The following is a 26,035-nucleotide window of genomic DNA, read 5'->3' as shown; positions in this document are numbered from 1 at the left end:
TTAATATATTTTTCTAAATATTATATAAAATTGTTTCAATGATTAAAACCGCTCAAAAAAGCTTTAGCGCATCTGAATTGGCGCTAAAGCTATGACTTTTTCTATTCAGTTTTCTTTGATAAACAGCGGTCACATTCCATTAAATAACTTTCGGCTTGCTCTTTCATAGTTTCCCCGCATTCCGGACAAATCTTTTTTGGCAGCGTGCGGAAAAATTCGATGGGACTAATGATCAATTGAATCCACTCCTTTTCTAATACAGTTTAAATTATTAAATTCTGTTATAATACAGTATACATTAATTTTTAAAAAAATGAACTATTTTTTTAAAAACTTTTTGTTAAACTTTATAGGCGATCAAAAGTTTTTTGGCCACTGACTCGGTAAAACAACGGAGATCACAAGCTTTGCATCAAAGATAGAACTCTTTCAGTTATACTGAGAGACGTGTGAAAACAATGTTTGACACGAAATGAGCCAAAAATGAATATCGAAATCTAACCCAAAGCTAAATATGTTCTATCAATCAATGGTTGTTTTTCGACAAAATGGCCATCTTTATCCTAAGACAGAAGGGAACTGGAAATATTTCTTTAAAGAACGATTAGTTTACATTACAATTATAGTAGAAACTTTTCTTTGAAAAGGGCTGATTGATGTTGACTTTATATTTATCTTTAAATCCAATCTTGATTATTGCTGCAATTATTTTAACGATGATGGCTACCTATTCAGCATTGGATATGTTTTCGATGCTGAGAACATCAGAGCGCAATAAGCCTCTCCTGTTTATTGGTGGAACGCTGTCTTTAAGCTTCGGCATATGGGTGATGAGTTTTCTTTTTGCGTTAGACATTACGACATTATCGAATTACAATTTGCCTGTAACTTTTTTAGCAATTTTGGTGGGGATTTGCTTCACTGGAATGGCCTTCTACGCAATTTCATTAAATAGCCTTACACCTAAAAATTTAGTTGCAGCAAGTTTTTTTATGATGAGTGCAGTCTTCTCCATTCATATCATTGGCATGTTCGGACTTGAGCTGGCTCTAACCTATAATTGGGTGATATTAGCTGTGACAGCACTAGTAGTATTTGTCTCTTTTTATTTTGCTTTTTGGCTAATTTATGATTCATCATTGGCAAAGAACGTGTGGATTAGACCATTAAGTTCACTCATAATTACAACTGCTGTTGTTGAAGGACATTTTTTACTTCTTAAAGCCTCCTCCATTACGTCAAGGACAGATATTTCAGGTGTTACGGGAGACCCTTTTCAGGAAACATTTTTGATTTATGCCATTTTAATCGTTGCTGTCATGATCATGAGCGGTTTAATAGGTTCAAGTGCTCTTGTAAGCAAAAGACTTGCTGACTCTGATTCAAATTTAAAAGATATTAAAGCAGCGCTTGATGAGTCTTCGATCGTGGCGATAACAGATGCCAAAGGAACGATTACCTATGTGAATGATAAATTTGTTGAGATTTCGAAATATACGAAGGATGAACTAATTGGGCAAAATCATCGAATTTTGAACTCTAGTTACCATCCAAAAGAATTCTTTCAATCACTTTGGAAAACAATTGGCAGTGGAAAGGTTTGGAAAGGCGAAATTCAAAACAGGGCAAAGGATGGGAGTACCTATTGGGTTGATACGACCATTGTTCCTTTTTTAAACGAAAAGGGAAAACCTTATCAATATGTTTCTATTCGAACAGATATTACTAATCGTAAGCATTCAGAGCGCAAGCTGAAAGCAACGTTAAAAGAAGTAAACGATATAAAATTTGCTTTAGATCAGTCGTCGATTGTGGCTTTTACAGATGAAAAAGGGATTATAACTCGAGTTAATGATAAATTTTGTGAAATATCTCAGTATAATCGAGACGAAATAATTGGGAAGGATCATAGCATTTTAAATTCTGGGTACCACAGTCACGATTTTTTTAGAGAATTGTGGAGAACAATTGGAAGTGGGTCAGTATGGAAAGGAGAGATAAGAAATAAGGCGAAAGACAGTTCTTATTATTGGGTGGACACAACCATTGTTCCTTTTATGAATGAAAGAGGGAAACCATATCAGTATTTGGCAATAAGAAACGATATTACAGAGCGTAAACGGACAGAGGAAATTCTTCATCGTCAAGATAAGCTTGCGGCAGTTGGACAATTGGCAGCAGGTGTTGCCCATGAAATTCGAAATCCGCTCACATCCATGAAAGGTTATGCGGAATTTTTGTTAGAAGATGAAACAGATGAGCAAAGAAGAGAGTTTGTAGACATTATTTTAGATGAAATAAATCGAGTAAACCAAATAGTTGAGGATTTTATGGTATTAGCTAAGCCAAAGGTTGTTGATCTGAAGGAAAAAAATATTATTCCGATTATTAAAGACGTTTTATCATTATTGGAATTTGAAGCACGAAAGAAAAAGGTTCGCATGCATTTTGAAGCAAATGATGATATTGTCCAAATTGAATGTGATGAGAACCGTTTGAAACAGGTCTTTCTAAACTTTGTGAAAAACGGTATTGAGGCAATGCCAAACGGCGGAGATATTACTGTTCGTGTTCATGTAGCAAGCGAGCAAGTACAAATTTCAATTCAAGATACAGGAGTAGGAATTCCAGAGGAAAAATTGAAGAGAATTGGTGAGCCCTTTTATACAACGAAAAAGGATGGGAATGGCCTCGGCTTAATGGTGAGCTATAAAATTATTGAAAGTCATAACGGAACAGTTTTCATTGAAAGTGAACTAAATAAAGGAACTACCTTTAATATTATTTTACCAGCTCACACAGCCTAATGCTGTAAGTGGGCTTTTTATTTAAGAGTGGTCCTTTTCCGCCAGTTAACAAGTTTTTACTAAAAAATTTTCTTCGGTTGGGGATACACTATTTTTTATTGGTTAAGTTTAAATAAACTTGTTGTTTAGCACTGACTCGATAAAACGAGGGAGAAAACAAGCTTTCTCCAAGCGTTTCATCGAATCAGTGCTCTTTTTAGCAATGCGAAAAAACGCAGCTGTGTGAAAAGGTCGTTAAAAACGACTTCTTGACAACAGTTTTTTTAAAAGGTTTTGGGACAAACCTCGAAATAAGCCAAAAGTCACCAGAATCATATATCGTAGCCTTTTATTTAGAAAGTTCAAAATAACTTCTAACTTTTGTAATCGTCTGTGATTATTTTTTCGCTAGAATAAAAGAAAGGAAGAGGAGGGATTGTTATGGAGGCTTCAGAAACTAAAACAGTTAAAACAATTTGTGGCTATTGCGGGACAGGCTGTGGGCTTCTGCTTGAGGTAACGGATAATAACATTACAAAAATCCGCGGAGATAAAGCAGCACCGGTCAATAAAGGACAGACATGTGTAAAAGGGGCGTTTGCTTATAAGTATGTTCATGCAGATGAACGTTTAAAAAGTCCGCTCATACGCCAAGATGGACGACTTGTTGAGACAACATGGGAAACGGCGCTGCAATTTATTGCGGATAAACTTACACATATTAAGGAGCATTTCGGCCCAAATGCAATTTCTATGTTTGCTTGTGCCAGATCAACAAATGAATCGAATTATATAACGCAAAAATTCATGAGAGCCGCAATTGGAAGCAATAACATTGATGGATGTAATCGAACGTGACATGCCCCGAGTGTTGCCGGTCTGGCAACGATGTTTGGCAGCGGTTCTCCAACAAACACACTTGATGATTTTGAAGAATCAGATGTTCTTTTACTGATGGGTTCCAACACAACAGAAGCGCATCCGATTATTGCAAACAAAATGAAAAAGGCCGCTAAACAGGGCTTAAAAATTATTGTCGTAGATCCGCGAAAGATTGATATGACAAAAGTAGCCCATCGTCATCTTCAAATTGAAGTAGGTGCGGACATCGCTTTAATGAATGGAATGCTCCATGTAATTATTGAAGAAGGACTTTTTAATGATGAATGGGTGCGGAAGCACACCGCTGACTTTGAGCGTTTAAAGGCTCAAGTTAAAACTTTTACACCGTCATATACTGCAAAAATAACTGGTCTTGATGCCGCTGATATTGTAGAAACAGCAAGAGAATATGCGAGAGCAGACAAAGCGATGATTGCGTATACATTAGGAATTACTGAACATCATTGTGGAGTTAATAACGTCTTTGATATTGCCAACCTTGCAATGCTAACAGGTCATATTGGCAAACGTGGCAATGGAATCATGCCGTTAAGAGGTCAAAATAATGTTCAAGGAGCTGGAGATATGGGCTGTCTCCCTAATATGATAACGGGGGCACGTTCCATTACTGACAACCAATACCGCAGGAGATTTGAGGACCATTGGGGAATTCAGATTAACAGCAATGTGGGAGACACGCAAACAAGAACATTTGAAAGAATGGAAAATGGAGAGGTAAAGGCTTTATATGTTATTGGAGAAAACCCATTGCTTGCAGATGTACATTTAAATCATACAGCAAAGCTTTTCAATAATCTTGATTTGCTAATAGTACAAGATATTTTTCTAACCGATACTGCAAAACAAGCTGATGTCGTGTTACCTGCAAAATCGTGGGGTGAAGTAGAGGGTACGTATACTAATACGGATAGACGCATACAGCGAGTTAGGCAAGCTGTAAAAGCAGATGCAAACGTTAGGGAGGATTGGGAAATTTTATGTGATCTAGCTTCTCGTCTTGGCTATAAAATGATGTACAATAATAGTGAAGAGATTTGGGAGGAAGTAAGAACGCTAGCACATGAAGTGTACGGAGGAATCTCTTACAAACGTCTAGATCAAGAATATGCCATCCATTATCCATGTCCAAATGAAGAGCATCCAGGAACATTTGTTTTGCACGAAAGGTTTCATCAATCTTATGATAATACACTTAAATCTGCCTTTGTCCCTGTAGCTTATACACCTCCGATTGAACAACCAGATAAAGACTATCCGTTTACCTTAACAACGGGAAGACGGCTGGAAAGTTATAATACACATACGCAAACACGCCATTACGCTTCAGGCGTTAAGCTCAAGCAAGCAGAGGAGACAGTAGATATCCATCCTAAGGATGCTGCCCGATTAAAGATCGAAGATGGGGAGGTAGTTGAAGTACTGTCAAGACGGGGGTCTCTTTCTGTGAAGGCGAAAATAACAGAGCAAGTTGTTCCTGGGCTTGTTTTCATGAGTTTTCATTGGAGCGAGGTTCCGACAAATGTGCTGACGATAAATGAGTATGATCCTATCTCAGGAACGGCTGAATTTAAAGCTTGTGCCGTTAATATTCGCAAAAAGAATGTAGATTAATCAATTTTGCTCTTTTTTGGGAAAGGGAAGAGGTTAATTCAGGCTGCCTGCAAAACATTCGCATTCTTCGTGCTTTTGTTATGTTTGGAAATTCATTACCTATTATAGAAATTCCGCTCCAGCCAAAGCCTTGTGTTTAATGTGACAAACGTTTTCAATCACTCTGAAGGGGAACAGCTATCGCTCATTTTTGACTTTGGCTGGACTCATATTTATTTATCAACCTTTTCCTTTCCTTCTGTGTTAATGAAGAATCTTTGGATCGGCTTCGTTATCCGGTTGAGATGCGTTTCTAGCTTTTCTAAAATATGCGATGTTCTTTCGAAGAGAATCGCTCTTAAATGATCCAATTCACCGCCAATTTTTTTTATTAAGCCTTCCTGTTGATCAAGTCGTTCCATAACCGTAGTATGGTATACCTCGTGAACTCCAAGTTTATTGGAAAAGTCTTGATACAATTCTTCCTGTTTTTTTAATTGCTCAGTAACTGAACTCGTGTCCTCAAAATTTGTCATCATTTTTACTAGCATTTCTTCATGTGTTGATTGTTGTTTTAAAATCGCTTCTGTTAAAAGGCTGTCTGCTTGTAATTTTTCCATAACGGCGAGATTCGTCTTTTCGACTACAGCAATTCTTTCTAAAAGCTCCTTTTTTATTTTCTCCTGTTCCATTAAGTAGTCCTTTAACTCATTAGAGAAATTTTCCTGTTCCTGTAGCTTCAGGTTCATTTGTTTGAGTGTACTTTCTTGGTTAGCGTTTGTTCTTTTTAGTGACTGACTAACCTTTTCAACGGAATGAGTTAAATTTTTATTAATCGTAGTTTGTTCCTCAAGAATACGTTGTAAATAATTCAATTTGAACAGTTGTTGGTTAGATGATATGGGAGATTTCCTTCTAGGTTTATGTATTTGAGGATTGACCTCTTCATTTAACATTTCTATGCTTCACCTCTTTTTTAAATGTAGCCCCAGTTATAGTTGCTGAGAAAATTGGGCAGAATGGAACTTTGAATATGTCCTAACATATGTTATGTAACGAAAGGTGAAAATGAAACCAAAGCTTGCTTAAACCATGGCATGAATCCTTTTCATATCGCGTTAATATGAGAGCGCAGTGCCGATTGTGAAAGTAATAATAATGCTTGGTATCGTCATTTTCAATAAAGGAGCTGATAAAATGGGGGCTATTGATCGAAATGGATACAGATTTGAGCCTGAATATAGTGTGGTAAACCAAAATGGAGCAATTCATGTATATTTGAACGGGGAATTTATTGAGGAACTTAGCTTTCATTTTTACGGCAAATATCCTGAGCCGAGCTTAATTGAAGAAATTGTTGAAAACTATTGTCAAAAACATGATATTTAATGCCGTTTTCATAAGACAAGAGGTGGTAAAATGAAAAAGTTATTTTTTGGGATCGGAGCCTTGCTCCTCTTTTTACAACCGCAACATAGTAGTGCGAATGAAGAGGAAATATCCGAAGAGTGTAAGCAAATGGTCGATGAGACAAAAGCTGAATATATAAACTTAGTTAATAATGATGTATTAGCCAGTTTTGATTTGTTGGAGAAAAAAAGTGAAAATAGCCTGATCTTTTTCACAGCAAGTGATCTTTGGAAAAACGAAATGCTGACAGGAAAAAATGAGACTCTTGAATCATTAAAAAAATTAATGTCAGGCAAATATCGAGGCGAAAAGAGATTGTATTTCTTAAATCATGATCCAAGAAGAGGTTATATATTGTATAAAGATATCAACAATAATAATATTATGTTAACTGTGAAAAAGGAAGCTCATGAATGGATATTAGTTGATAAAAAGGTTAAAGAAGGAAAAGCGATTGTTTTGCAAACGGCAAAATGCAATGATCAACATTTTATGCAGAAAATGTTTGATAATTTATATCCTTAAATGCAGACATAATGGATGAGCACTTTCCTGAAGGCAGACCCGCTTGCTCAGATAGAGTCGATTTCGTTCTGTGCTTGCCTTTCCACGATAATATGTTTTGAGAGATCCACTCATGTTCATATTTTTAGTGAATCCTTCGGACAAGCTTTTGCGGTAGTTAAAATAGCAGGCGATGAGCTATTCAAATTGCCAATTTACGTAAGAACGTATTTTCTACGGCACTGGGAGAAGAACTCTTCCACTATATCTGATTGATTGCCGATATTTGAAGTCTTTTTACTTATTTAAAGTAGGAAGGCTTTTTCTCTTTTTGTAGAGGGGACGTTACGATATATTTGCCTGATTAAGGAAAGTTGCTTCGATTCAACCCAGCAAAAATTCTTTAAACTTTTTCTAATGATTTTGTTCCTTTTTTGAAATTAGTGGAAAATTGGATGTTTGGAATATAATTCAATTTATTCGTAAACGATAAATGTACAGTCAGCGTTAGAGTTGAATATTACTGTTCGAATCATAAATTAACTCGAACCATTTTCTTTAAACTTGATCATCATGCTTTGACTGTAAATCGTTTTGAGGTGTATTTTGTGGTCCGATGGAATTTAAGTGAACGACACCAAGTCATTCTCGCTCTAGCAGTGATTACGTTATACTTATCACCTTTATTTATTTTAGGAGAAAACGCACATATCCGAGTACATGATAACTTAGATTCTAATCTAGCATGGTATAAAATTTTATCAGAAAGCGGAAAAATCTTTGGTGGAATTGAATCGACAATCCCCCAAGTGATGAATGGTTTACCGAGAAATGCTCTAGGCTCTGAATTAACGCTCATTGTTTGGCTGTATCATTTCTTTCCAACGATGGTTGCGTACGCACTTAGTCAAGCGCTAACCAGGTATATTGCCTTTTTTGGGATGTTTTTACTTTTAAAAAAGCATTTTTTGCAAGGGGAAAAATGGCATTTTGTTTGTATTGGAGTGGCTTTAGCTTTTGCTCTAACTCCTTTTTGGCCATCGGGAATGCTTAGTACACTAGGGATGCCGCTTGCTCTATGGGCTTTTTTAAATATACGAAAAGGGGAACGTGACTGGCACAATTATGCTGTGCTAACGCTTTTACCGCTGTACTCTAGCTTTGTATTGGGCTTTTTCTTCTTTTTATTTGCGATCGCTATTTTCTGGGTGATCGACGTACTACGCGGAAAAGGACTAAACTTGAAATTTTTTTTCTCGATTGCCTACATGACCTTTATTTATTTAATCGTCGAGTATCGCTTGGTAGGCTCCTTCTTATTGATCACGGAGGCAAATAGCAGGGATGAGTATTTTCATGCAAGATTGTCTTTATGGCGGGTAATTCGCCTGACATTTAAAAATTTTCTATTAGGGCATACCCATGTGATGACTGTTCATGGGCTTGTGATATTACCCGTTATCCTGCTCGCTTTGTATATCGTAATCATAAAAAGACTATGGAAAAAAGAAAAATTGTTTTTGCTCCTTTTCGTTATAAATTTTTTATTATCTGCATGGTATGCTTTTTGGTTTTATAAAGGTTGGCTCCCACTAACGGAACGTTTTCACGTACTGGATACGTTTAACTTTGCCCGTTTCCACTTTTTGAGGCCAATGGTTATTTACGTAAGCTTTGCTCTCGCCCTAAAAATATGGATGGAGCATTCTATTAGCTTAAAGACTCTTGCTCATTTTTTGATCGCAGCACAGTTATTTGTTCTATTTCTTTTTAATGATGAGATTGTGTATCATAGAAAACCAACAGTAAAAGAGTTTTATTCAGTTGAGCTCTTTTCTGAAATTAAGCAATATATCGGCAAACCTGTTGAAGATTATCGAGTCGCAAGTATTGGTATCCATCCCGCAATATCACAATTTAACGGTTTTTATACCCTTGATTCGTACAATAATTTTTACCCTTTGTCTTACAAGTATCAATTTCGGAGAATCATTGCAGCAGAACTTGAGAAAAATCAAACAATCCGAACTTATTTTGATGAGTGGGGCGGTCGTTGCTACATATTTACAGCAGAATTGGGAAAACGTTATATGTTTAAAAAAAATGCAAAAGTGAAGTTAAAAACTTTGCAAATAAATACGGAAGCATTTAAAGACATGGGGGGCGAGTACATTTTTTCTGCTATCCCGATTGAAAATGCTAGCGAGAATAGACTCGGTTTAATGAAAATATTTGCTAGTGCACAATCGCCATGGAAGATCTACTTGTATAAAGCAATGTAAGCAGCTAGGAGGTCAACATGAACGAACCAATCCTAACAATAGTCGTCCCTTGTTATAATGAAGAGGAGGTTCTCCCTTATACGTTTAAAGAACTAAAAGGGCTTATGAGTGAACTGGTACAAGAGAGACTCGTTTCTGATAGAAGTAGGCTTTTATTTGTTGATGATGGGAGCATTGACCAAACATGGACCTTCATTTATAAAGAAACGATTCAAAATCAATATGTGCGAGGTCTAAAGCTTGCGAGGAATGTTGGTCATCAAAATGCCTTATTAGCAGGGCTTTTTAAAGCGAAGGAATTGTCTGATTGTATTATCTCAATCGATGCTGACCTGCAAGATGATTGTGCTGTCATTAAAGAGTTTCTTAAAAAGTATAAAGAGGGATATGAAATTGTTTACGGAGTTAGAGTTAAACGAGAGAGCGACACCTTTTTTAAAAGGACGACTGCACAAAGCTTTTATAAACTAATGAAGCTGATGGGGGTAGATTTAGTTTATAATCATGCCGATTTTCGGTTAATGAGCAAGCGAGCTGTCGAGAAACTTGAAAAATTTGAAGAAATCAATCTTTTTTTACGCGGTATTGTCCCGTTGATTGGTTTTAATTCAACAAGTGTATATTATGAAAGAAAAGAGAGAAAAGCAGGTAAAACAAAATATCCGCTGAAAAAGATGCTTTCTTTTGCCTTCGATGGAATTACATCGTTTTCCATCACTCCGATTCGCTCGGTTTTATTTATAGGCCTTGTTTCATTTTTTGGCAGCCTTGCATTCGCTCTTTATTTTCTTTGCCTGAAATTTTTTGGAGCTACGGAGCTAGGATGGACTTCTTTAATCACGTCGATTTGGTTAATAGGTGGTCTTCAGCTTATCGCCGTTGGCATAATTGGCGAATATATTGGCAAAATCTATAAAGAAGTAAAACGACGCCCAAAGTATATTATAGATATTGATGCTTATACAGTTGCACTGCCAGAGCATTTTAAAGACAGCGGAGGTTTAGAGGATGAAACCCGTTTCCTTGAGCGTGGGGAAATATTTAAGTCTAACTAGCCCTTTTATACGATTTTTATGTGTGGGTTGTCTTAATACTTTAGTGGGTCTTTCTACTAGCTTTATACTTTTAAATGGGTTCGGGCTTACTTACTGGTTTGCAACATTTCTCGGCAATGGCGTTGGGGCGATATGTAGTTTTGTTCTTAATCGTAATTTTACTTTTCAAAGTAATGCTGCAATCAAAAAGACTGGAGTTTTATTCGTTTTCGTTGTCCTGTTTTGTTATTGGTTTTCATATTCATTAAGTGCTATGGTGGCAGAGGCTTTCACTCTAACTGGGATTTTAACGAAAAAAGAACAGGCCGTACTAATAGGAACGGTAATTTATACGATAACGAATTATTGCGCTCAAAAATATATCGTCTTTTCAAAATAGCAGCGTAAAATCACGAAAAGGACTTCCGGAAAGGAAGTCCTTTTTCTTCGAAAACTGCGGCGCTTGACTGCACTCCACATTGTGCATTTCCCGTAGGAATGTCAATTCGTCTTACGCAATTCAGCTCATCGCTCAATAAATATAGCACGGATTTATTTGAAATACAAGTTTTTCATTAGAAAATAGGTTTGTAATATTTTGAAAAAAGTGAAATAATATATTTAATAAATAGGCGGGCTGCGTTAGGATGTGCTTGATAGTTTAGCTGGGTATAAAGCTTCTGTTTCTCACGTCTTTTAAGTCAAATTGCTAGAACTTCCTGAAACTTAAACCAGTTAAATTTATAAAAAGTGACATCAGTGAGAATTTTGTTAAGAAAGGAGTGCTATGGATGTCAGTAAAAGAAGAACTGCACCGTTTGATTGATAAAATAAATTCAAATCCGGTCCATATTAAACATGAAAAGGATCGTGTTTTTCAAATTAACTTAGATGAAAGCGGCATCTTACAAATGATCCTTGAACAAGGGAAGATTGCGGTAGTTGATGGGGAGGAGTATGAAGCAAATGTGATACTGTGGACATCAGATAAGCAGTTTTCTAAGTTATTAAAGGATGAGCTTAGTACAACAATGGCTTTTATGACAGGTAGTTTAAAAGTAGATGGAAATCTAGGACTTGCATTAAAATTGCAAGAGATCGTAAAAAAATATCAATCATAACTGCTAATAAGATGAATGGACACTCTAAAATTTAAATTTTAGGAGTGTTTTTTAGGAGACGCAACTTCGTTCGTTTCACAAGCTTATGCTAAACAAACTACTAATTTTCTCTATTAAACTAGTTTATTGGAGGAGGCTTGTACTTTTTTTAAAGTGAAAATTTATGTTAAAATAGTCAATATAGCATTATGCTATCAATCTGCTAGCTTGTAGATAGCAAACTGATAGCGTGCGCTAGCCTAATATAAGGAGGGCTTTATATGACGAGTAAAGCTAGAAGTCAATTAAATGTCAGAGTCTCAGCGGAAACGTTGCAAAAATTAGACGAAATTGTTGAATTTTACCAGGAACATACGAAGCTGGGAAAAGTATATAAGGCTGATGTTTTAACGGATATAATTGATAAATCTTATGAGGTAATGAAGAAACAAAAATTAAATAAAAGACCTCATTTGTAATAAAGGAAGGTATCTTTTTTTGGGTGAGCATCATGAGGCCTTAGAATCTTGGGAATGACCTAAAATCCGAAAAGGGTGTGAAATACGGTCTTCTTTTTTTGTTTTTTGCTTGCTTCATGCTCGTGTTCTCTTTGTTCGTTAACGTTAGCGAGTGAGTGACGAAGAGAAAGTTGAAGCTCGTCGACTTGATTCGTGAGCTGCTCAATTTTACCTTGCAATTCTTCAATTTCTCGGCGATGCTGCAGCAATTGATAGGTAACGACAGAATCTGCTTTATTTTCAATACTTCTCTCGAGTTTATTGACTTTATCTATCAAACTGGATTGCTTTTGCTGAAATTTAACAGAGCCTCGACGAGTCGGTTTCCGCACCCGAATATGTTGGATGGGGATTCCTTTTTGGATCTGTTCTTTAAATTCCTTTAAGGTTTCGACATCTTCTTGCGAATATAAAAAGTGACCAAATTCATTGCGTTCCATTTCTAAGCCTAAATGTTTGACCCATCTTTGCACTGTACTGGAAGAAACCCCTAATAATTTCGAAACAGCGCCCGTATTCAACCTATAACTCACCTCCTTTACAGGATCAATTCTTCCTTTTCATAAAAATTCCTATGCAGGTGACAAAACAAGTTTGTATTCGCCAAAGAAAGTGGATATACTACTTTTTTAGCAATAAAAACAACAAAAATTCCCCTTCATTTTTACAAATGACTGGGGGAATTAAGCATGAGTGAAAAAGAAGGAGCTGTCTATTGGCAATTGCAACTAATGTCAAAAATGAAACTGAAACAACTTATGTGGCGTTTTTTTTCCACTTTAAGATGTTCAAGCTCTTTTATAATATTAATTTGCTTATAAGATGTTTCTCGATTATGTATTATTTATTTCGTATAGCGATTTGCATAGCTTGAAGCAACAAAAGAATTAGGTTTTATTTTTGGCTCTAGACCAAGGGATTCAATTCTTGCCACCATTTCTTCCACGTATATTTTCGTTTTATTTAGTTTGCCGGCACCAATATCAATATGGCCTTCCATTGTAAATGTCGCTCCTTGGTAAATGAACAAAGAATGAGATCGATCATGCAATTTTTTCGTTCTTCTGTAAAGAGAGCGACGACTTCCTCTGTTAATGATGTTTCCTTAGAGATTCTTTCATGTAGTTGTTCCATTTTCCTTTGTATATAAACTCTGCGAATGCACGCCCAAGCTCCTTTACCTTCATTTTGAATGACGATTCCCGTAATAAAAAGGGTATAATCATGATGAACCTGAGAATCAGTCCCAATCATTAGGCGATAATTTCCTTGTGGATTTAACTTCATAAACTTTATAATGCGGTCGAATACTTGTTCAAAGGACATTTCTTTTTCTTGAAGGTTTTGAAACGTTAATTCATTCAAAAATATCTGTCCTTTCTTAAAATACTTGTTTCTATAAACTTATGCAGGAAAGTGTTAAATTTGTTTGGGTGTTGTGGAAAGATAATGTTAAGTTCATTTAAGGAGAGAGTTAATGTCACATTTACAATCGTTATATCCAGTTGCAGTTGAGTATACAAAAAGTAAGGTTTGGGAGGATTTATACCGTTATTTAGGCAGTAAGGAACATCCACCAACGATGGAACAATATTTTTTTGACCGAAGGAGCTATTTAGAACAAATTTGGCTCAACGTATGGTTAAATAAAGCCTCCAATCAGATCCCTAGAAGAGAAAAAAAAGAATGGTTGAAGAATTTTGGCCACGAAGTGGAAGGTGTTGAGCGAAAGCTAATCAATCATTTGTTTCGCAATGAGATCCGTGCGTACCAACCTTTCGACACTTGGTCGTGGGCACGAGACAGGTTTAATGATCAAGATGAGTGGCTTGAAATTTACAAAAATGCACGAAAACAATTTTTGGCAGAAGAAGATGAAAAGCAAAAGCAAGGTGAAAAGCTGAGACTTTTACAAAGTCTTGATGTTTTTATTGAGGAAAGATTGACAGAAGACTATCAATTGTTTTACTTACATACCCGTGCTTATATTGCTAAAAATCTTGAGAAGATAATTAGTACACAGCCTAAATATGAACAGCTTGAGCTGTTCTCGCTAGAAATTCCTCTACATAATATGGGGTATTTCAATGCGGCTGATTATACTACATTGGCTACTTTTTTAGGAGAATTAACGGGTGATATTAGAAAAACTAGATACAGGGGGAGAAATCTGTATCAGTATGAAACATATGAGATTATATTTAAACAATTTGTCCGTGAAATTGTCTATGACAAAGTGCCGGCATTCATTCTTGCGGCAATTAATAAACAGTTTTTCCATGGGTCTGTATCTGCCCGGTCTGAAATGCTTGAATTAGCGGAGATTGAAGCGCTTTTAAAGGATGAGTTACCTGATATCGTCCTTGATTTTTACAGCTTAATAAAAGAGGAGTATGTTGATGAACTATTAAGGTTAGCCACAGTTTCATTTGATCCTGATATTCATGAACAAATTTTGCTGGATGATCTAGCTAAAAGAGAGAAGCGTAAAGAAGAAGAGTTAGCGGCACAAAGGAAGAAGGAAGAAGAAAAGGCAGAGAGAATTGAGGAAATTTTTGGACAAGAATATCAACCGCGGCTAGGGAGCGATATTCGTTATGTTCTTCATATCGGCGATACAAATACAGGAAAGACCTTCCATGCCCTTGAGCAAATGAAAAAAGCATCAAGTGGACTTTACCTAGCTCCATTACGTCTTTTAGCTTTAGAGGTATTTGACAAATTAAATAGCGATGGGGTCCCTTGCACTTTAAAAACCGGCGAAGAAGAAAAAGCAATCCAAGGTGCGAGGCATTTTTCTTGTACCGTTGAAATGTTTCATGAAAAAGAGTATTTTGATGTCGTTGTCATTGATGAAGCACAAATGATATCCGATAAGGATCGTGGCTTTTCCTGGTATAAAGCGATTACGAAGGCGAATGCGCGTGAGGTTCATATTGTCGGCAGCAAAAGCTTACAGGAAATGGTATGCAGACTTCTTGGGGATGCCGACATTGAAATCAAGGAATACAGTCGAGATATTCCACTGCAAGTGGAAAAACGGCTTTTTACGTTAGAGCAAACGAAAAAAGGAGATGCACTGGTCTGTTTTTCCCGAAAGAGAGTATTGGAAACGGCATCAAGATTACAAAATTCTGGTTTTCCTGTCAGCGTTATTTATGGAAGCATGCCACCGGAAACTAGAAAAAAGGAAATGCAGCGTTTTATCGATGGTGAAACGAAAGTAATTGTTGCAACAGATGCAATCGGAATGGGGCTCAATTTGCCAATCAGGCGCATTGTTTTTTTAGAATCGGAAAAATTTGATGGTACGAAAAGAAGAAGGCTAACCTCTCAGGAGATTAAACAAATTGCAGGAAGAGCTGGTCGAAAAGGGATTTACGATGTCGGAAAAGTTGCCTTTAGTTCCGATATGAAATGGTTTAAGCATTTGCTCAAAAATAAAGATGAGCCACTACAATCATTTGCGATTGCACCGACATCCGCAGTCTTTGAACGATTTCAAAAGTATTATCGTGAACTGGCCATATTTTTTGAACTGTGGGAACAATTTGAGAGTCCCGATGGTACAGAAAAGGCAGGTTTAGCTCAAGAAAAAGAACTTTATCAAGTAATTCGTGGTACAGAGGTTGAAGCAAAGCTTTCACTTATGGATTTATACGGATTTTTGCATTTACCTTTTTCAACAAAAGATCAAGGTCTTATCCACCAATGGCGAGATACGATGTTTGCCATCGTAAAAGGAGAAGAATTGCCAGAGCCGGTCATTCGAAAAAGGAATTTGGAAGAACAGGAATTATCCTATAAAGCGATTGGACTGCATCTCTTATTTTTGTATCGCCTTGATAAAAGGCTTGAAGCACTTTACTGGGAAAAGGAGAGAGCAGAATTGAGTGATGCTGTTCATGAATCTTTGAAGACGGAAGTCAAGAAAATGAAAAAGAAGTGCAGAAGATGTGGAAAACCGTTATCATGGGAACACCCCTATCCAATTTGTAATTTTTGTCACGAGAAACGCTATGAAAGGTGGTAAAAAGGAGTTCAAATTAAAGGCTTCAAAGTTGAATAATTTTCCTCTTTGTAAGAAAATAAGTTTATTCGATTTTTTAGAAGAATCGATAGAAATTAATACATAGAGGGTGTTAGCATTTGGGAAAAGTACATAAGAAAACAGGGGTGAAACGCCTCATATTGCGTTATATCATGATTATAATTGGGGCGGCAATGGCAGCGATGTCGATAGAATTATTTTTAGTACCCAATAAAATCATTGATGGTGGCGTAATTGGGGTATCCATATTAACCAATTATTTAACAGGGATTAATTTTGGAATTTTAATTTTAATTATTAACTTGCCATTTTTATACGCAGGTTATAAATATATTGGCAAGAGCTTCTTTATTTCGTCGTTAGTAGGAATTATTTCTCTCTCCATATTTGAACAATTACTGCATCATATTGAAGCATTTACCACTGTTCCATTGCTGGCTACTGTATTTGGTGGTTTACTTTTAGGAGCGGGTGTTGGAATCGTTGTTAGAGCAGGGGGCGCCCTCGACGGAACAGAAATATTAGGAATTTTACTTACAAAAAAACTCCCATTTTCAGTTGGTGAGTTTGTCATGTTTATTAATGTTTTTATTTTTGGATGGGCAGGCTTTGTTCTTGGCTGGGAACAAGCGATGTATTCTATTCTAACTTATTATATTGCTTCCAAAGCGATTGACGGAGTCTCGCAAGGAATTCTTAATGAAACGAAAGCAGCGATTATTGTTTCAGACGAATTTGAGGAATTGTCGCAAACAATTAATCAAAGACTTGGCCGCGGTGTTACAAGACTTTATGGAAAAGGTGGTTATCACGACAAAGAAAAGGAAGTTATTTATGTTGTCGTAACCAGATTGGAAGTTGCAAAATTAAAAAGCATGATATTGGATATTGATCCGAACGCATTTATCACCATTATGGATACACACGAGGCCCATGGTGGCAAATTCAAATCAGCCATTCATTAACGATGCAGCCGTAGTTTGTAAAGATTTCATACAAAAAAGCAAAGGAAAAATGAAATTGTTTTTCTGAACTGCCCCGTAAATGTTAGTCACAATCTGACGTTTACGGGGTTTTTTTGCTTTTATTTGTAGGGCAACCATTGACTGTCCTTTTTCTCAATTTGAAAATCAGACGAAATCATCGTTAATTATAATGAACGCAAAAAAGCTCAGAAACCCAGAAAAAACCGTTTTGTTCCCTGTTTTCAACTGATTTTTTCTAACGTTTCCTTTTTTACCAAAAAACTTAAGTGGTACTTTATGTTTTAAAAGGGGCGGTTGTGGGAATAAGTGTCCGTTCAGGCAGTACTGGGGAAGTGAAATATCAATTTAATGGAGATACGCGGTTAAAGCCTGCCTCAAACATGAAGCTAATTACGGCAGCAGTGGCACTTTCCGTGTTGGGGGAAAAACATAGATTTAAAACAGAAGTACGGACAGATGGGGTGTTGATAGGAAATACTTTAAAGGGAGATGTATATTTAATCGGCAAAGGAGATCCGACCTTAAGGAAAGAGAATTTTCAAGAATTAGCTAGACAGCTAAAGGAAAAAGGGATTAAAAAAATTGATGGTAGTCTTTTTGGCGATGATAGCTGGTATGATGATATCCGCCTATCTCAAGATATGATTTGGACGGATGAAGAACGTTATTATGGAGCTCAAGTTTCTGCCTTAACTACTTCAACTGACACTGATTATGACACTGGGGCGCTCATTGTGGAAGCTTCTCCGGGGAAAAATATTGGGGATCAAGCAAAAATCTCGCTAATACCAAAGACACAGTATGTGAACATCGTGAATCAACTATTGACTGTTTCACCAGAGAGCAAGGCTGAATTTCGCATAAAAAGAAAGCATGGTAGCAACACGATAGTTTTAGAAGGGATGTTACCAATTGCTCCGCCAACAAAAAGAGAGTGCATCGCTGTTTGGGAGCCAACTGGATATGCACTAGATTTGTTTCAGCAAGCGTTGGCTGCTGAAGGCATTAGCCTTACTGGAAATGTTGAAAGAGGTCGGTATACGTCTGGAAATTTAGTCGCAAGCCATCAGTCTATTCCATTATCACAATTATTAGTGACATTCATGAAACTTTCCAATAATGTTCATGCAGAAGTATTGCTTAAAGAAATGGGTAAACAGAGAAAAGGTCAAGGAAGTTGGAAAGGAGGGCTGAGGGTAATCAATGAAGAGTTAGAGAAGTTCGGTGTCAATACGGACACATTGGTAATCCGTGATGGCTCTGGTATTTCTCATATTAATCTCGTCACGGCAAATGAATTTACCAAGCTTTTATTTAATATCCAAAAAGAGCGATGGTTCTCATCCTACTATGAGTCTTTGCCGATCGCGGGGAAAAAATCAAAAATAGTGGGCGGTACGCTGCGCGATCGAATGGCTGGCATGCAGGTTCATGCTAAAACAGGGACGTTAACAACCGTTACGGCGATCTCCGGTTATGTGAAATCGGCAAGTGGTGAGTTACTTGTCTTTTCGATTTTAATGAATAATTTATTGGATGAACGTAAAGGTAAACAAGTAGAGGATCGACTTCTCGAAGTGATTGCAAACCAATAAATGGGAACTCAGGGCTGTGAAGGAGCAGTTCTATTGTTTTTTTTGCAGAAGTCTTAAAATTAAACAAGGTTTTTTTCGATAAATGTAGAAAGTAAAGAATAAGTCATTCACTTTGGGAGGAGTTAAGTTTGCGTTTTTCAGTAAATATCTCGACGATCTTCACAGAAGTTCCTTTTCTCTCTCGTTTTGAAAAGGCAAGAAAAGCAGGTTTTCACTATATAGAATGTCAGTTTCCTTATCGTTATGGATTGAATGAGCTTGAGGAGAGGCTGGCTAAAAATAATCTTGTGATGACCTTAATGAATTGTCCTCCTGGGAACTGGGAATCTGGCGATCGGGGGCTTGCTGTAGATAAAAATAGATTTGATGAATTTGAAGAATCGGTAGAGCGCTCAATTACCTATGCGAAAAGATTGAAGGTGAAACAATTACATTGCATGGCTGGGATTATTCCTGTAAATCAGTCAATTGAAGAAACAAGAATGAATTATATAAACAATATTACATATGCGGCAAAGAAAATGTCTTCCTACGGAATGACGCTTTTAATTGAACCGATTAATTCACATGATATGAGAGGATATTTTCTATCGTCTTTGGATGATGCACTTGCTATTTTGAAAGAAATCAATATGCCGAATGTTAAACTTCAATTTGATTTTTATCATATTCAACGAATGCAAGGAAATTTAATTGTTAACTTTCAAAATAATATAGATTGCATCGCTCATATTCAGGTCGCTGATTGTCCTAGGAGGCATGAACCTGGGACAGGGGAAATCAATTACAGCAATATTTTTCGAACGATTCAGGCAAGTGGCTATGATGGATTTATCGGCCTTGAATATACCCCAGAAACGACAAGTGAGGCTAGCTTCACTTGGCTAACTAGTTGGAGATAGGAGAGAGACAATGAAAATCGGCTTTATTGGATTGGGTGTGATGGGCTCTCGAATTGCTAAAAAAATGCTTGAGGGTGGCAATCAGCTAGTTGTCTATAATCGTACAGTGACAAAAACAGAAAACCTTGTGGCTTTAGGTGCCCAACGAGCGAATGATATCGCGTCCCTGTCTAAGGAATGTGAAATTATATGCAGTTGTCTTTCGATGCCAGAAGATTGTGAGCACATATTTCAGAATACTGTTCTCCCTTATGCACGAACAGGGACGGTTTGCATTGATTTTTCTACAGTCGGGGTTAAGACGAGCCAACGGATCTATACGCAAGCGAAGGAAAATGGAATCTCTTATTTGGATGCACCGGTTAGCGGTGGTCCAGAGGGAGTCGAGCAGCGCACTTTAACAATTATGGTTGGTGGAGAGCAAGAAGCATTTGTAAAAGTACTGCCACTGCTAAAATTATTTGCAGAAACGATTGAATATTTGGGCGAATCCGGCTCAGGAAGTGCTGCCAAACTAATAAATCAATACCTTGTGGCTGTTCACTCTGTTGCTGCCTCAGAAGCAATGGTCGCAGGAGCATCCTTTGGATTGGACCCGGAGCAGCTCGTTCATTTGCTAACTGCAAGCTATGGCACTAGTCGTATGTTGGAACGGCATATGAAACATTATGTACTTGATAGGCAATTTCAACCAGGTGGTGCTGTCAAATATGTTCATAAAGATGTCAAGCTTGCTAATCAACTTTTTACCCAAGCTGGAATTGGCGATAAACTTGGCGAGCTTGCAGAAACTGGTTTTCATAGAGCGATAGCAGAAGGTTTTGGAAATGAAGATATGTCCGCAGTTATCAAACCATTAGAGAAACTGTGCAACGTGGAGGTGAAGAGGGTATATTAGGTTTAGCAATAGTCCACATTCAAACAGCAAAGGTAAAAACCCTTTGCTGTTTGATTTTTTATAGTTTAGAAAACTTCCTTTTCGAAATCAAATTCATGTCCCTGCTCATGAAGGGGTTTATGAGGACACAGTCGGGCGTGAATAGGGAATTTGTGTCCGCATGAAGGTGTCATGAGGACAAACTCAAGCGGAAAAAGCAAAATGATGTCCGTATGAAGGGTCCATGAGGACACAGCCGGGAGTGAAAAAGAAAACCGTGTCCGCATCATGAAGGTTCATAAAAACACACCCAAGAAAAAAAAACACCATTAACACTGGTGGCTTTGATTTTGGCTACACGAGTTCATTCACTTACTTGATAACTTTGCTTTTAGCTCATGTAGGTTAACGCCTCTCGCTTTTGAATCAATCAGAACTGTTAATACAAGAAGAATAGGTTTTTTCTCGCAAGCTGAAGTTTTCATTGGTGTTGAATAGTTTTTAAAACGAAGGAAGGGAGCTTCTTGGTAATCTGTACAGAATTCGAACGTTAATTATTATGACGGGTTCTGCAAGTGCTTTTGCAGAAATGCATAGTCCTTACATGCCATTATATGCAAACTTTCACACTTTTAGAGGAAGTTGCATGGACTGAAAGAACCATCCTCACAATCGAAAATAAGTAGTTGTTTTCATTTTGAAAAATAATTTTGTGTATAGTATGGATGTGATTCTTTGTTGAAAGCAACACCAACACCTAAATGATTAAATTCAGCTTTCAATATATTTTTCCGGTGTCCTAAAGAATTCATCAAACCTTCATGGGCGAAAATGCTACTAAATTGTCCATATGCCAAATTTTCTCCGGCAACTGAGAAGGTGATTTGATCAGCGAGCATTCGGTCAAAAGGGGATTGCCCTTGCAGATTCGTATGGTCAAAATAGGCGTTTTTAGCCATATCGGTGCTGTGCTTTCTCGCTGTCTCACGAACGCGCTCATCCCATGTAAGAATCCCTAAACGATGCTGTACCCTCGTTGCATTTGTCAAATCAAACATTTGCCATTCAAAACCTTCTCTTAGTAAATCAGTGGCTGTGGCATAGAAATTCTTTTTCTTTTCTTCCATATCTTTATGAATAATTTGGATTGCAGTTAATGAATTGCCTTCATGTTTATCATAAAAAATCGTGATATAACTCTCGTCTATTAAAAAAACATCATAATCCGCATCCTTTTCAAGCTGATAGTAGACAAAACCTTTTTGAATTCTCGTTAAGGGGGTACCGAGCTCTTGAATAACTTGTTCTCTAACTGTTTCTAGCTTGATATTTTTTGTAGATGCGATTAAATCTTGATTCGTATAAAGACCAACGACTTCGCCTGCGTCGTTATACATCACTTGCACATAGTTTTGATAGTTTTGATGATAGGTATGCCATTTGCGGCCGTATTCATTAACGGAGCTTCTTTGTGGAGCTCCAAGTATTTTTTCTACTTTAGCCTTTTGTTCGCCAATTTGGATGTTATGGATGGAAAAGGTTTGCTGAGATGGAGCAGTTAACTCTGGTTGTGCCACACTATTTTGGTCCTTAATTTCAGGCGAGCCATTGATCGTCTCTTTAATTGTCTCGAAAATGGATTGAAAGGTTGAGATGACAGAGGTGGCTATATTTTGTAATTCTCCATTTTCAATGAACGTCTGAAAATTTACCTTCGCCTCCGTTTTAGTTCCTTCTTCCAAATATGAAGCGCCAATCACGATCAAAAAAACAACGACTATCATAAAAAGAAAACGTCTCATGCTACCCCTCCTTCACGGATCTTGATAGTATTTCAGTTTAGTCAAAATTTATAAAATTAAAAGCGAAACTGATATTTAATGACAATCGCTTAGTCTTAATTACTCGATAAACGGTTTCTTTCATAGTATAGTAGAATTATTCCGAATGGAACTAGAATGCTTTATTTGGACGACATCAAAAGCTAAGCAAGGAGAATATTCAATGAAATTTGTTTCATGGAACGTAAATGGAATTCGTGCCTGTGTGAAAAAGGGTTTTCTAGATTATTTTCACGAGGCCGATGCTGATATATTTTGTATACAGGAATCGAAGCTACAAGAGGGCCAAATTGATTTGCAGTTAGATGGATATGAGCAGTACTGGAATTATGCAGAAAGAAAAGGATACTCAGGCACGGCTGTTTTTACGAGAAAAAAACCTCTTTCTGTTCGCTACGGCATTGGAGATAAGGAAACGGAGGCAGAGGGTAGAAGCATTATCTTGGAATTCGCCGATTTTTACTTGGTCAATATTTATACACCAAACTCAAAAAGGGATCTGTCTCGTTTCGAGTATCGATTGCAATGGGAAGAAGAGCTTCGAGAGTATCTTCTCGAGTTAAATTCAAAAAAGCCAGTCATTTATTGCGGTGATTTAAATGTTGCTCATGCAGAAATCGACTTGAAGAACGCAAAATCAAACATAGGAAATTCAGGCTTTACTTATGAAGAACGAGAGAAAATGACGAAGCTCCTTGAATCAGGCTTTGTAGACTCATTCCGCTATTTATATCCGGAAAAAACCGATGTTTATACGTGGTGGTCTTATATGAGTAAGGTTCGTGAAAGGAATATTGGCTGGAGAATTGATTATTTTATTGTTTCTAAACAATTGGAGCATCATATTGAAGAAGCTGAAATTCATCATCAGGTACTCGGAAGTGACCACTGTCCAGTTGTTTTAAAAATGACAAATTTAAACGCTTAAAATAATGAATTGAAGAGGTGACATAATGAAAATTGAAGTATGGTCTGATTTTGTCTGTCCATTTTGTTATATTGGCAAACGGCGGCTAGAAGAGGCAATCCAGCAATTTCCTCACAAAGAACAAATCGAAGTTGAATTTAAAAGCTTTGAGCTTGACCCCAACGCTCCTAAAAACTCGAAAATGACCATTCACGAAGCACTCGCTAGTAAATATGGTATGTCGATTGACCAAGCGAAGCAAGCAAATGCTGGTGTTGGTGAACAAGCTGCAACAGTAGGATTAACATTTAACTTTGAGGATATGAAACCCACTAATACATTTGATGCACACCGTTTGGCCAAATATGCTAAAACAGTGGGGAAAGATAAGGAAATTACGGAAAAGCTTCTTTATGGCTATTTTACCGAGTCAAAAAATTTAAGTGATTACGAAACATTGGCTGATATTGCAGAATCAGTAGGAATAACACGAGATGAAGCGCTTGAAGTTTTACAGGATGAGTCGGCTTTTAGCCATGATGTACGTGTAGAAGAGGAGATTGCCAGACAATATCAAATAACGGGTGTGCCATATTTTATTATAAATCAGAAGTATGCAATCTCCGGCGCTCAACCATTTGAAACATTCCAAAGTGCTTTGCAGAAGGTATGGGAGGAAGAAGCAAAGACCCCGATGTTTCAAGATTTATCCTCTGAAGAAGATACTACTTGCAGCGATGACGGCTGCAGTATCCCAGCTAAAAATGAATAAGTTTGTCATAAAGAGATTGGTTGTTGTATACCAATCTTTTTTACTGACCACCTTGCATTCTGCAAAAAAAACGGCAAAATAAGCAAGGAATAGGAAATTAGAAAGCAGGTTTTTACATATGCAAAGTTTTTCAGCGTTAGGTATTTCGCAAAAATTGGTCGATAAAATGAGCGACAATGGGATTGTTGTTCCAACTCCAATTCAAGAGCAAGCAATCCCATCGATTATCGATAAAAGAGATGTTATTGCACAGGCACAAACAGGGACAGGAAAAACATTTGCTTTCCTATTGCCGATGATTGATAATATTGAACCGAATTCCTTACATATTCAAGCGTTGATTGTTGCACCAACAAGAGAGCTGGCTTTACAAATTACTGAAGAAGCAAAGAAATTAGTTGAGAACCTTGATGGAATAGATGTTTTGTCTGTTTATGGCGGACAAGATGTAGAAAAGCAATTAAAGAAACTTCAACATCATGTGCAAATTATTGTTGGAACACCTGGAAGAGTATTGGATCATATTCGCCGCAAAACTTTGACTTTATCAAAGGTCTCCTATCTTGTTCTCGATGAGGCGGATCAAATGCTTCACATTGGTTTTCTTGACGAAGTTGAGGAAATTATAAATGAGACTCCGAAAACAAGGCAGACATTATTATTTTCGGCAACCATTCCAGAAGAAATCCGCAAGTTATCTGAAAAGCATATGTGCAGGCCGCTGTTTATTCAGGTTGAAAAGGTTCAGGGGCCTGCCACGACCGTTAAGCAAATTGCGATTCATACGGTGGATCGAGCAAAGCAGGGAACATTAATCAAGCTGCTCGAAATGCACCGTCCATTTTTAGCCGTTGTCTTTTGTCGAACAAAGAGAAGGGTGAGTAAATTAGCCGGGGTTCTGAAAGCACAAGGCATTTCCTGTGATGAGCTGCATGGGGATTTATCTCAGCCAAAACGGGAACAAGTGATGAAACGATTTCGGGAGGCAGAAATCCAAGTCTTAGTTGCCACTGATGTGGCGGCAAGGGGACTTGATGTAGAAGGTGTCACCCATGTGTTTAATTATGACATTCCCCAAGATAGTGAAAGCTATGTTCATCGTATTGGGAGAACAGGGAGAGCTGGAATGAAGGGAATGGCTATCACCTTGTACTCATCAGCCGATCGCGTAGCATTAGATTTAATTGAGTCAGAATTGAATATTCGCATTCCGAAGCAAAATATCGGTAATACAGAGCAAAAGAAACAAAAGGGAAGAGAATCGACAAATGAGACAAAAACAAAAGGAGAGGTAGGAAAAGAGGGTAAGAATTTCAGGCGTTCACAAACTGCATCTAAAAAGAAAGAACGTGCAAAGCAAGAGCGGAATCGTCAAACTTCATCTGGAGCAGATAATCAAAAAAAGAAATTGAAAAAGGGCGGCGGCCAGAGTGAAAATAAAAAACAACACTCTTACCCTAAGAAGAAAAAGAGCAACAGTGTAGGGAAACGAAAGTCATACCGAGGTGATCCCAAATGATGGAAGATGTTTATATTGAACGTTCCGATAAAGAAACAGAAGAGTTTATCGCGGAAGAAAGTTCAGCATTTTTAGAGACTAAAATTAACTATTTAAAAGAACATAAAAATGAGTTTATTTATTTTGAAACAAGTGAGTTGACTGAAATAGGCGTTGATTCCTTGTCAATTGAAGTCGATGATGTTTTTGCAACCTATGATGTGATGCTTGGATTAAAGCTTGCAAAAAAACAGGATTCAGCCATCAGAGCGTTTTTAGATCAAGAGTTGAATGGAAATGATATTAAATATGACTTAATGTTTGATCAAGGTGACGGTCTGTGGAATGTCAATTTTACTTTAGATTATGTGTCCGGTTTTATGGAGGACATGACACTGGCAAGCGCACTTCGCTTAATCATTGATTTTCTTACTCGTTTAGTAAAATTTGTAAAATAGTAACATCCATTTCAAACTTAA

22 protein-coding genes and 1 pseudogene are annotated in these 26,035 nt (G+C 37.2%); 18 read left to right on the top strand and 5 right to left on the bottom strand.

The window, feature by feature from the left end; translation table 11 throughout:
* Nucleotides 1-101 precede the first annotated feature (101 nt).
* Nucleotides 102-236, bottom strand: a complete 135-nt coding sequence (yhfH, locus tag FCJ93_RS15345) for a protein YhfH (RefSeq protein ID WP_095306192.1) — start codon at nt 234-236, stop codon at nt 102-104.
* A gap of 420 nt (nt 237-656) precedes the next feature.
* Here yhfH and FCJ93_RS15340 point away from each other — a divergent pair, with 420 nt between their 5' ends.
* Nucleotides 657-2,807 carry a PAS domain-containing protein gene (locus FCJ93_RS15340; protein ID WP_137744082.1) on the top strand — a complete coding sequence of 717 codons (2,151 nt, stop codon included), beginning with the start codon at nt 657-659 and terminating at the stop codon, nt 2,805-2,807.
* Between the two features lie 420 nt (nt 2,808-3,227).
* On the top strand, nt 3,228-5,300 hold the full coding sequence (fdhF, locus tag FCJ93_RS15330) for a formate dehydrogenase subunit alpha (protein ID WP_235879503.1): 2,073 nt from the start codon (nt 3,228-3,230) through the stop codon (nt 5,298-5,300).
* A gap of 212 nt (nt 5,301-5,512) precedes the next feature.
* Here fdhF and FCJ93_RS15325 read toward each other — a convergent pair whose 3' ends face one another.
* On the bottom strand, nt 5,513-6,235 hold the full coding sequence (locus FCJ93_RS15325) for a hypothetical protein (protein ID WP_137744081.1): 723 nt from the start codon (nt 6,233-6,235) through the stop codon (nt 5,513-5,515).
* 241 nt (nt 6,236-6,476) lie between these two features.
* Between FCJ93_RS15325 and FCJ93_RS15320 the strand changes: the two genes are divergently transcribed.
* The 7 genes from FCJ93_RS15320 to FCJ93_RS15290 all read left to right on the top strand — a co-directional run bounded on the left by FCJ93_RS15320 (nt 6,477) and on the right by FCJ93_RS15290 (nt 12,088).
* Nucleotides 6,477-6,668 (top strand): YbxH family protein, encoded by a 192-nt coding sequence (locus FCJ93_RS15320; RefSeq protein ID WP_095306187.1) that lies wholly within the window; start codon nt 6,477-6,479, stop codon nt 6,666-6,668.
* Between the two features lie 30 nt (nt 6,669-6,698).
* Nucleotides 6,699-7,214 (top strand): hypothetical protein, encoded by a 516-nt coding sequence (locus FCJ93_RS15315; RefSeq protein WP_095306186.1) that lies wholly within the window; start codon nt 6,699-6,701, stop codon nt 7,212-7,214.
* A gap of 587 nt (nt 7,215-7,801) precedes the next feature.
* Complete coding sequence (locus tag FCJ93_RS15310; RefSeq protein WP_137744080.1) at nt 7,802-9,475, top strand: DUF6044 family protein; 1,674 nt, start codon at nt 7,802-7,804, stop codon at nt 9,473-9,475.
* A gap of 17 nt (nt 9,476-9,492) precedes the next feature.
* Complete coding sequence (locus FCJ93_RS15305) at nt 9,493-10,530, top strand: glycosyltransferase family 2 protein (protein WP_137744079.1); 1,038 nt, start codon at nt 9,493-9,495, stop codon at nt 10,528-10,530.
* Nucleotides 10,484-10,909, top strand: a complete 426-nt coding sequence (locus FCJ93_RS15300) for a GtrA family protein (RefSeq protein WP_095306183.1) — start codon at nt 10,484-10,486, stop codon at nt 10,907-10,909. The genes FCJ93_RS15305 and FCJ93_RS15300 overlap by 47 nt, the downstream gene beginning before the upstream one ends.
* A gap of 391 nt (nt 10,910-11,300) precedes the next feature.
* A complete protein-coding gene (locus FCJ93_RS15295; RefSeq protein WP_095306182.1) occupies nt 11,301-11,630 on the top strand; it encodes an SCP2 sterol-binding domain-containing protein in 330 nt (109 codons plus the stop codon).
* 260 nt (nt 11,631-11,890) lie between these two features.
* Nucleotides 11,891-12,088 (top strand): hypothetical protein, encoded by a 198-nt coding sequence (locus FCJ93_RS15290; RefSeq protein ID WP_095306181.1) that lies wholly within the window; start codon nt 11,891-11,893, stop codon nt 12,086-12,088.
* 59 nt (nt 12,089-12,147) lie between these two features.
* Here FCJ93_RS15290 and FCJ93_RS15285 read toward each other — a convergent pair whose 3' ends face one another.
* The gene (locus tag FCJ93_RS15285; protein WP_170211324.1) at nt 12,148-12,648 is read right to left on the bottom strand and encodes a MerR family transcriptional regulator; all 501 of its coding nucleotides are present in this window, start codon (nt 12,646-12,648) and stop codon (nt 12,148-12,150) included.
* Between the two features lie 323 nt (nt 12,649-12,971).
* Nucleotides 12,972-13,453, bottom strand: a pseudogene (locus tag FCJ93_RS15280) (ribonuclease H-like YkuK family protein).
* Nucleotides 13,454-13,604: 151 nt separating this feature from the next.
* On the opposite strand from FCJ93_RS15280, the gene FCJ93_RS15275 reads away from it, so the two are divergent.
* The 5 genes from FCJ93_RS15275 (at nt 13,605) to FCJ93_RS15255 (ending at nt 20,559) form a co-directional block, all read left to right on the top strand.
* Nucleotides 13,605-16,160 carry a DEAD/DEAH box helicase gene (locus FCJ93_RS15275; protein WP_137744078.1) on the top strand — a complete coding sequence of 852 codons (2,556 nt, stop codon included), beginning with the start codon at nt 13,605-13,607 and terminating at the stop codon, nt 16,158-16,160.
* A gap of 170 nt (nt 16,161-16,330) precedes the next feature.
* Complete coding sequence (locus FCJ93_RS15270; protein WP_235879504.1) at nt 16,331-17,143, top strand: YitT family protein; 813 nt, start codon at nt 16,331-16,333, stop codon at nt 17,141-17,143.
* A 287-nt stretch (nt 17,144-17,430) separates the two neighbouring features.
* Nucleotides 17,431-18,759 (top strand): D-alanyl-D-alanine carboxypeptidase/D-alanyl-D-alanine endopeptidase, encoded by a 1,329-nt coding sequence (gene dacB, locus FCJ93_RS15265; protein WP_137744077.1) that lies wholly within the window; start codon nt 17,431-17,433, stop codon nt 18,757-18,759.
* Nucleotides 18,760-18,887: 128 nt separating this feature from the next.
* Nucleotides 18,888-19,661: a hydroxypyruvate isomerase family protein gene (locus FCJ93_RS15260; protein WP_095306176.1), complete on the top strand. Its 774-nt coding sequence runs from the start codon at nt 18,888-18,890 to the stop codon at nt 19,659-19,661.
* A gap of 10 nt (nt 19,662-19,671) precedes the next feature.
* Nucleotides 19,672-20,559: an NAD(P)-dependent oxidoreductase gene (locus FCJ93_RS15255; RefSeq protein WP_095306175.1), complete on the top strand. Its 888-nt coding sequence runs from the start codon at nt 19,672-19,674 to the stop codon at nt 20,557-20,559.
* Between the two features lie 671 nt (nt 20,560-21,230).
* Here FCJ93_RS15255 and FCJ93_RS15250 read toward each other — a convergent pair.
* Nucleotides 21,231-22,340, bottom strand: a complete 1,110-nt coding sequence (locus tag FCJ93_RS15250; protein WP_095306174.1) for a CAP domain-containing protein — start codon at nt 22,338-22,340, stop codon at nt 21,231-21,233.
* A 202-nt stretch (nt 22,341-22,542) separates the two neighbouring features.
* On the opposite strand from FCJ93_RS15250, the gene FCJ93_RS15245 reads away from it, so the two are divergent.
* The 4 genes from FCJ93_RS15245 (at nt 22,543) to FCJ93_RS15230 (ending at nt 26,014) form a co-directional block, all read left to right on the top strand.
* The gene (locus tag FCJ93_RS15245; protein ID WP_137744076.1) at nt 22,543-23,307 is read left to right on the top strand and encodes an exodeoxyribonuclease III; all 765 of its coding nucleotides are present in this window, start codon (nt 22,543-22,545) and stop codon (nt 23,305-23,307) included.
* A 25-nt stretch (nt 23,308-23,332) separates the two neighbouring features.
* Nucleotides 23,333-24,058, top strand: a complete 726-nt coding sequence (locus FCJ93_RS15240) for a DsbA family oxidoreductase (protein ID WP_137744075.1) — start codon at nt 23,333-23,335, stop codon at nt 24,056-24,058.
* A 118-nt stretch (nt 24,059-24,176) separates the two neighbouring features.
* Nucleotides 24,177-25,577, top strand: a complete 1,401-nt coding sequence (locus tag FCJ93_RS15235) for a DEAD/DEAH box helicase (protein WP_137744074.1) — start codon at nt 24,177-24,179, stop codon at nt 25,575-25,577.
* On the top strand, nt 25,574-26,014 hold the full coding sequence (locus tag FCJ93_RS15230) for a branched-chain amino acid aminotransferase (RefSeq protein WP_235879501.1): 441 nt from the start codon (nt 25,574-25,576) through the stop codon (nt 26,012-26,014). Before FCJ93_RS15235 ends, FCJ93_RS15230 begins: the two co-directional genes overlap by 4 nt.
* Nucleotides 26,015-26,035 lie beyond the last annotated feature (21 nt).

Origin of the sequence: Robertmurraya siralis (assembly GCF_005502275.1) — a bacterium.
Taxonomy (GTDB): Bacteria; Bacillota; Bacilli; order Bacillales; family Cytobacillaceae; genus Robertmurraya; species Robertmurraya siralis.
The sequence above is the reverse complement of the archived record's forward strand: the minus strand, read 5'-3'. Positions and strand labels throughout refer to the sequence as shown.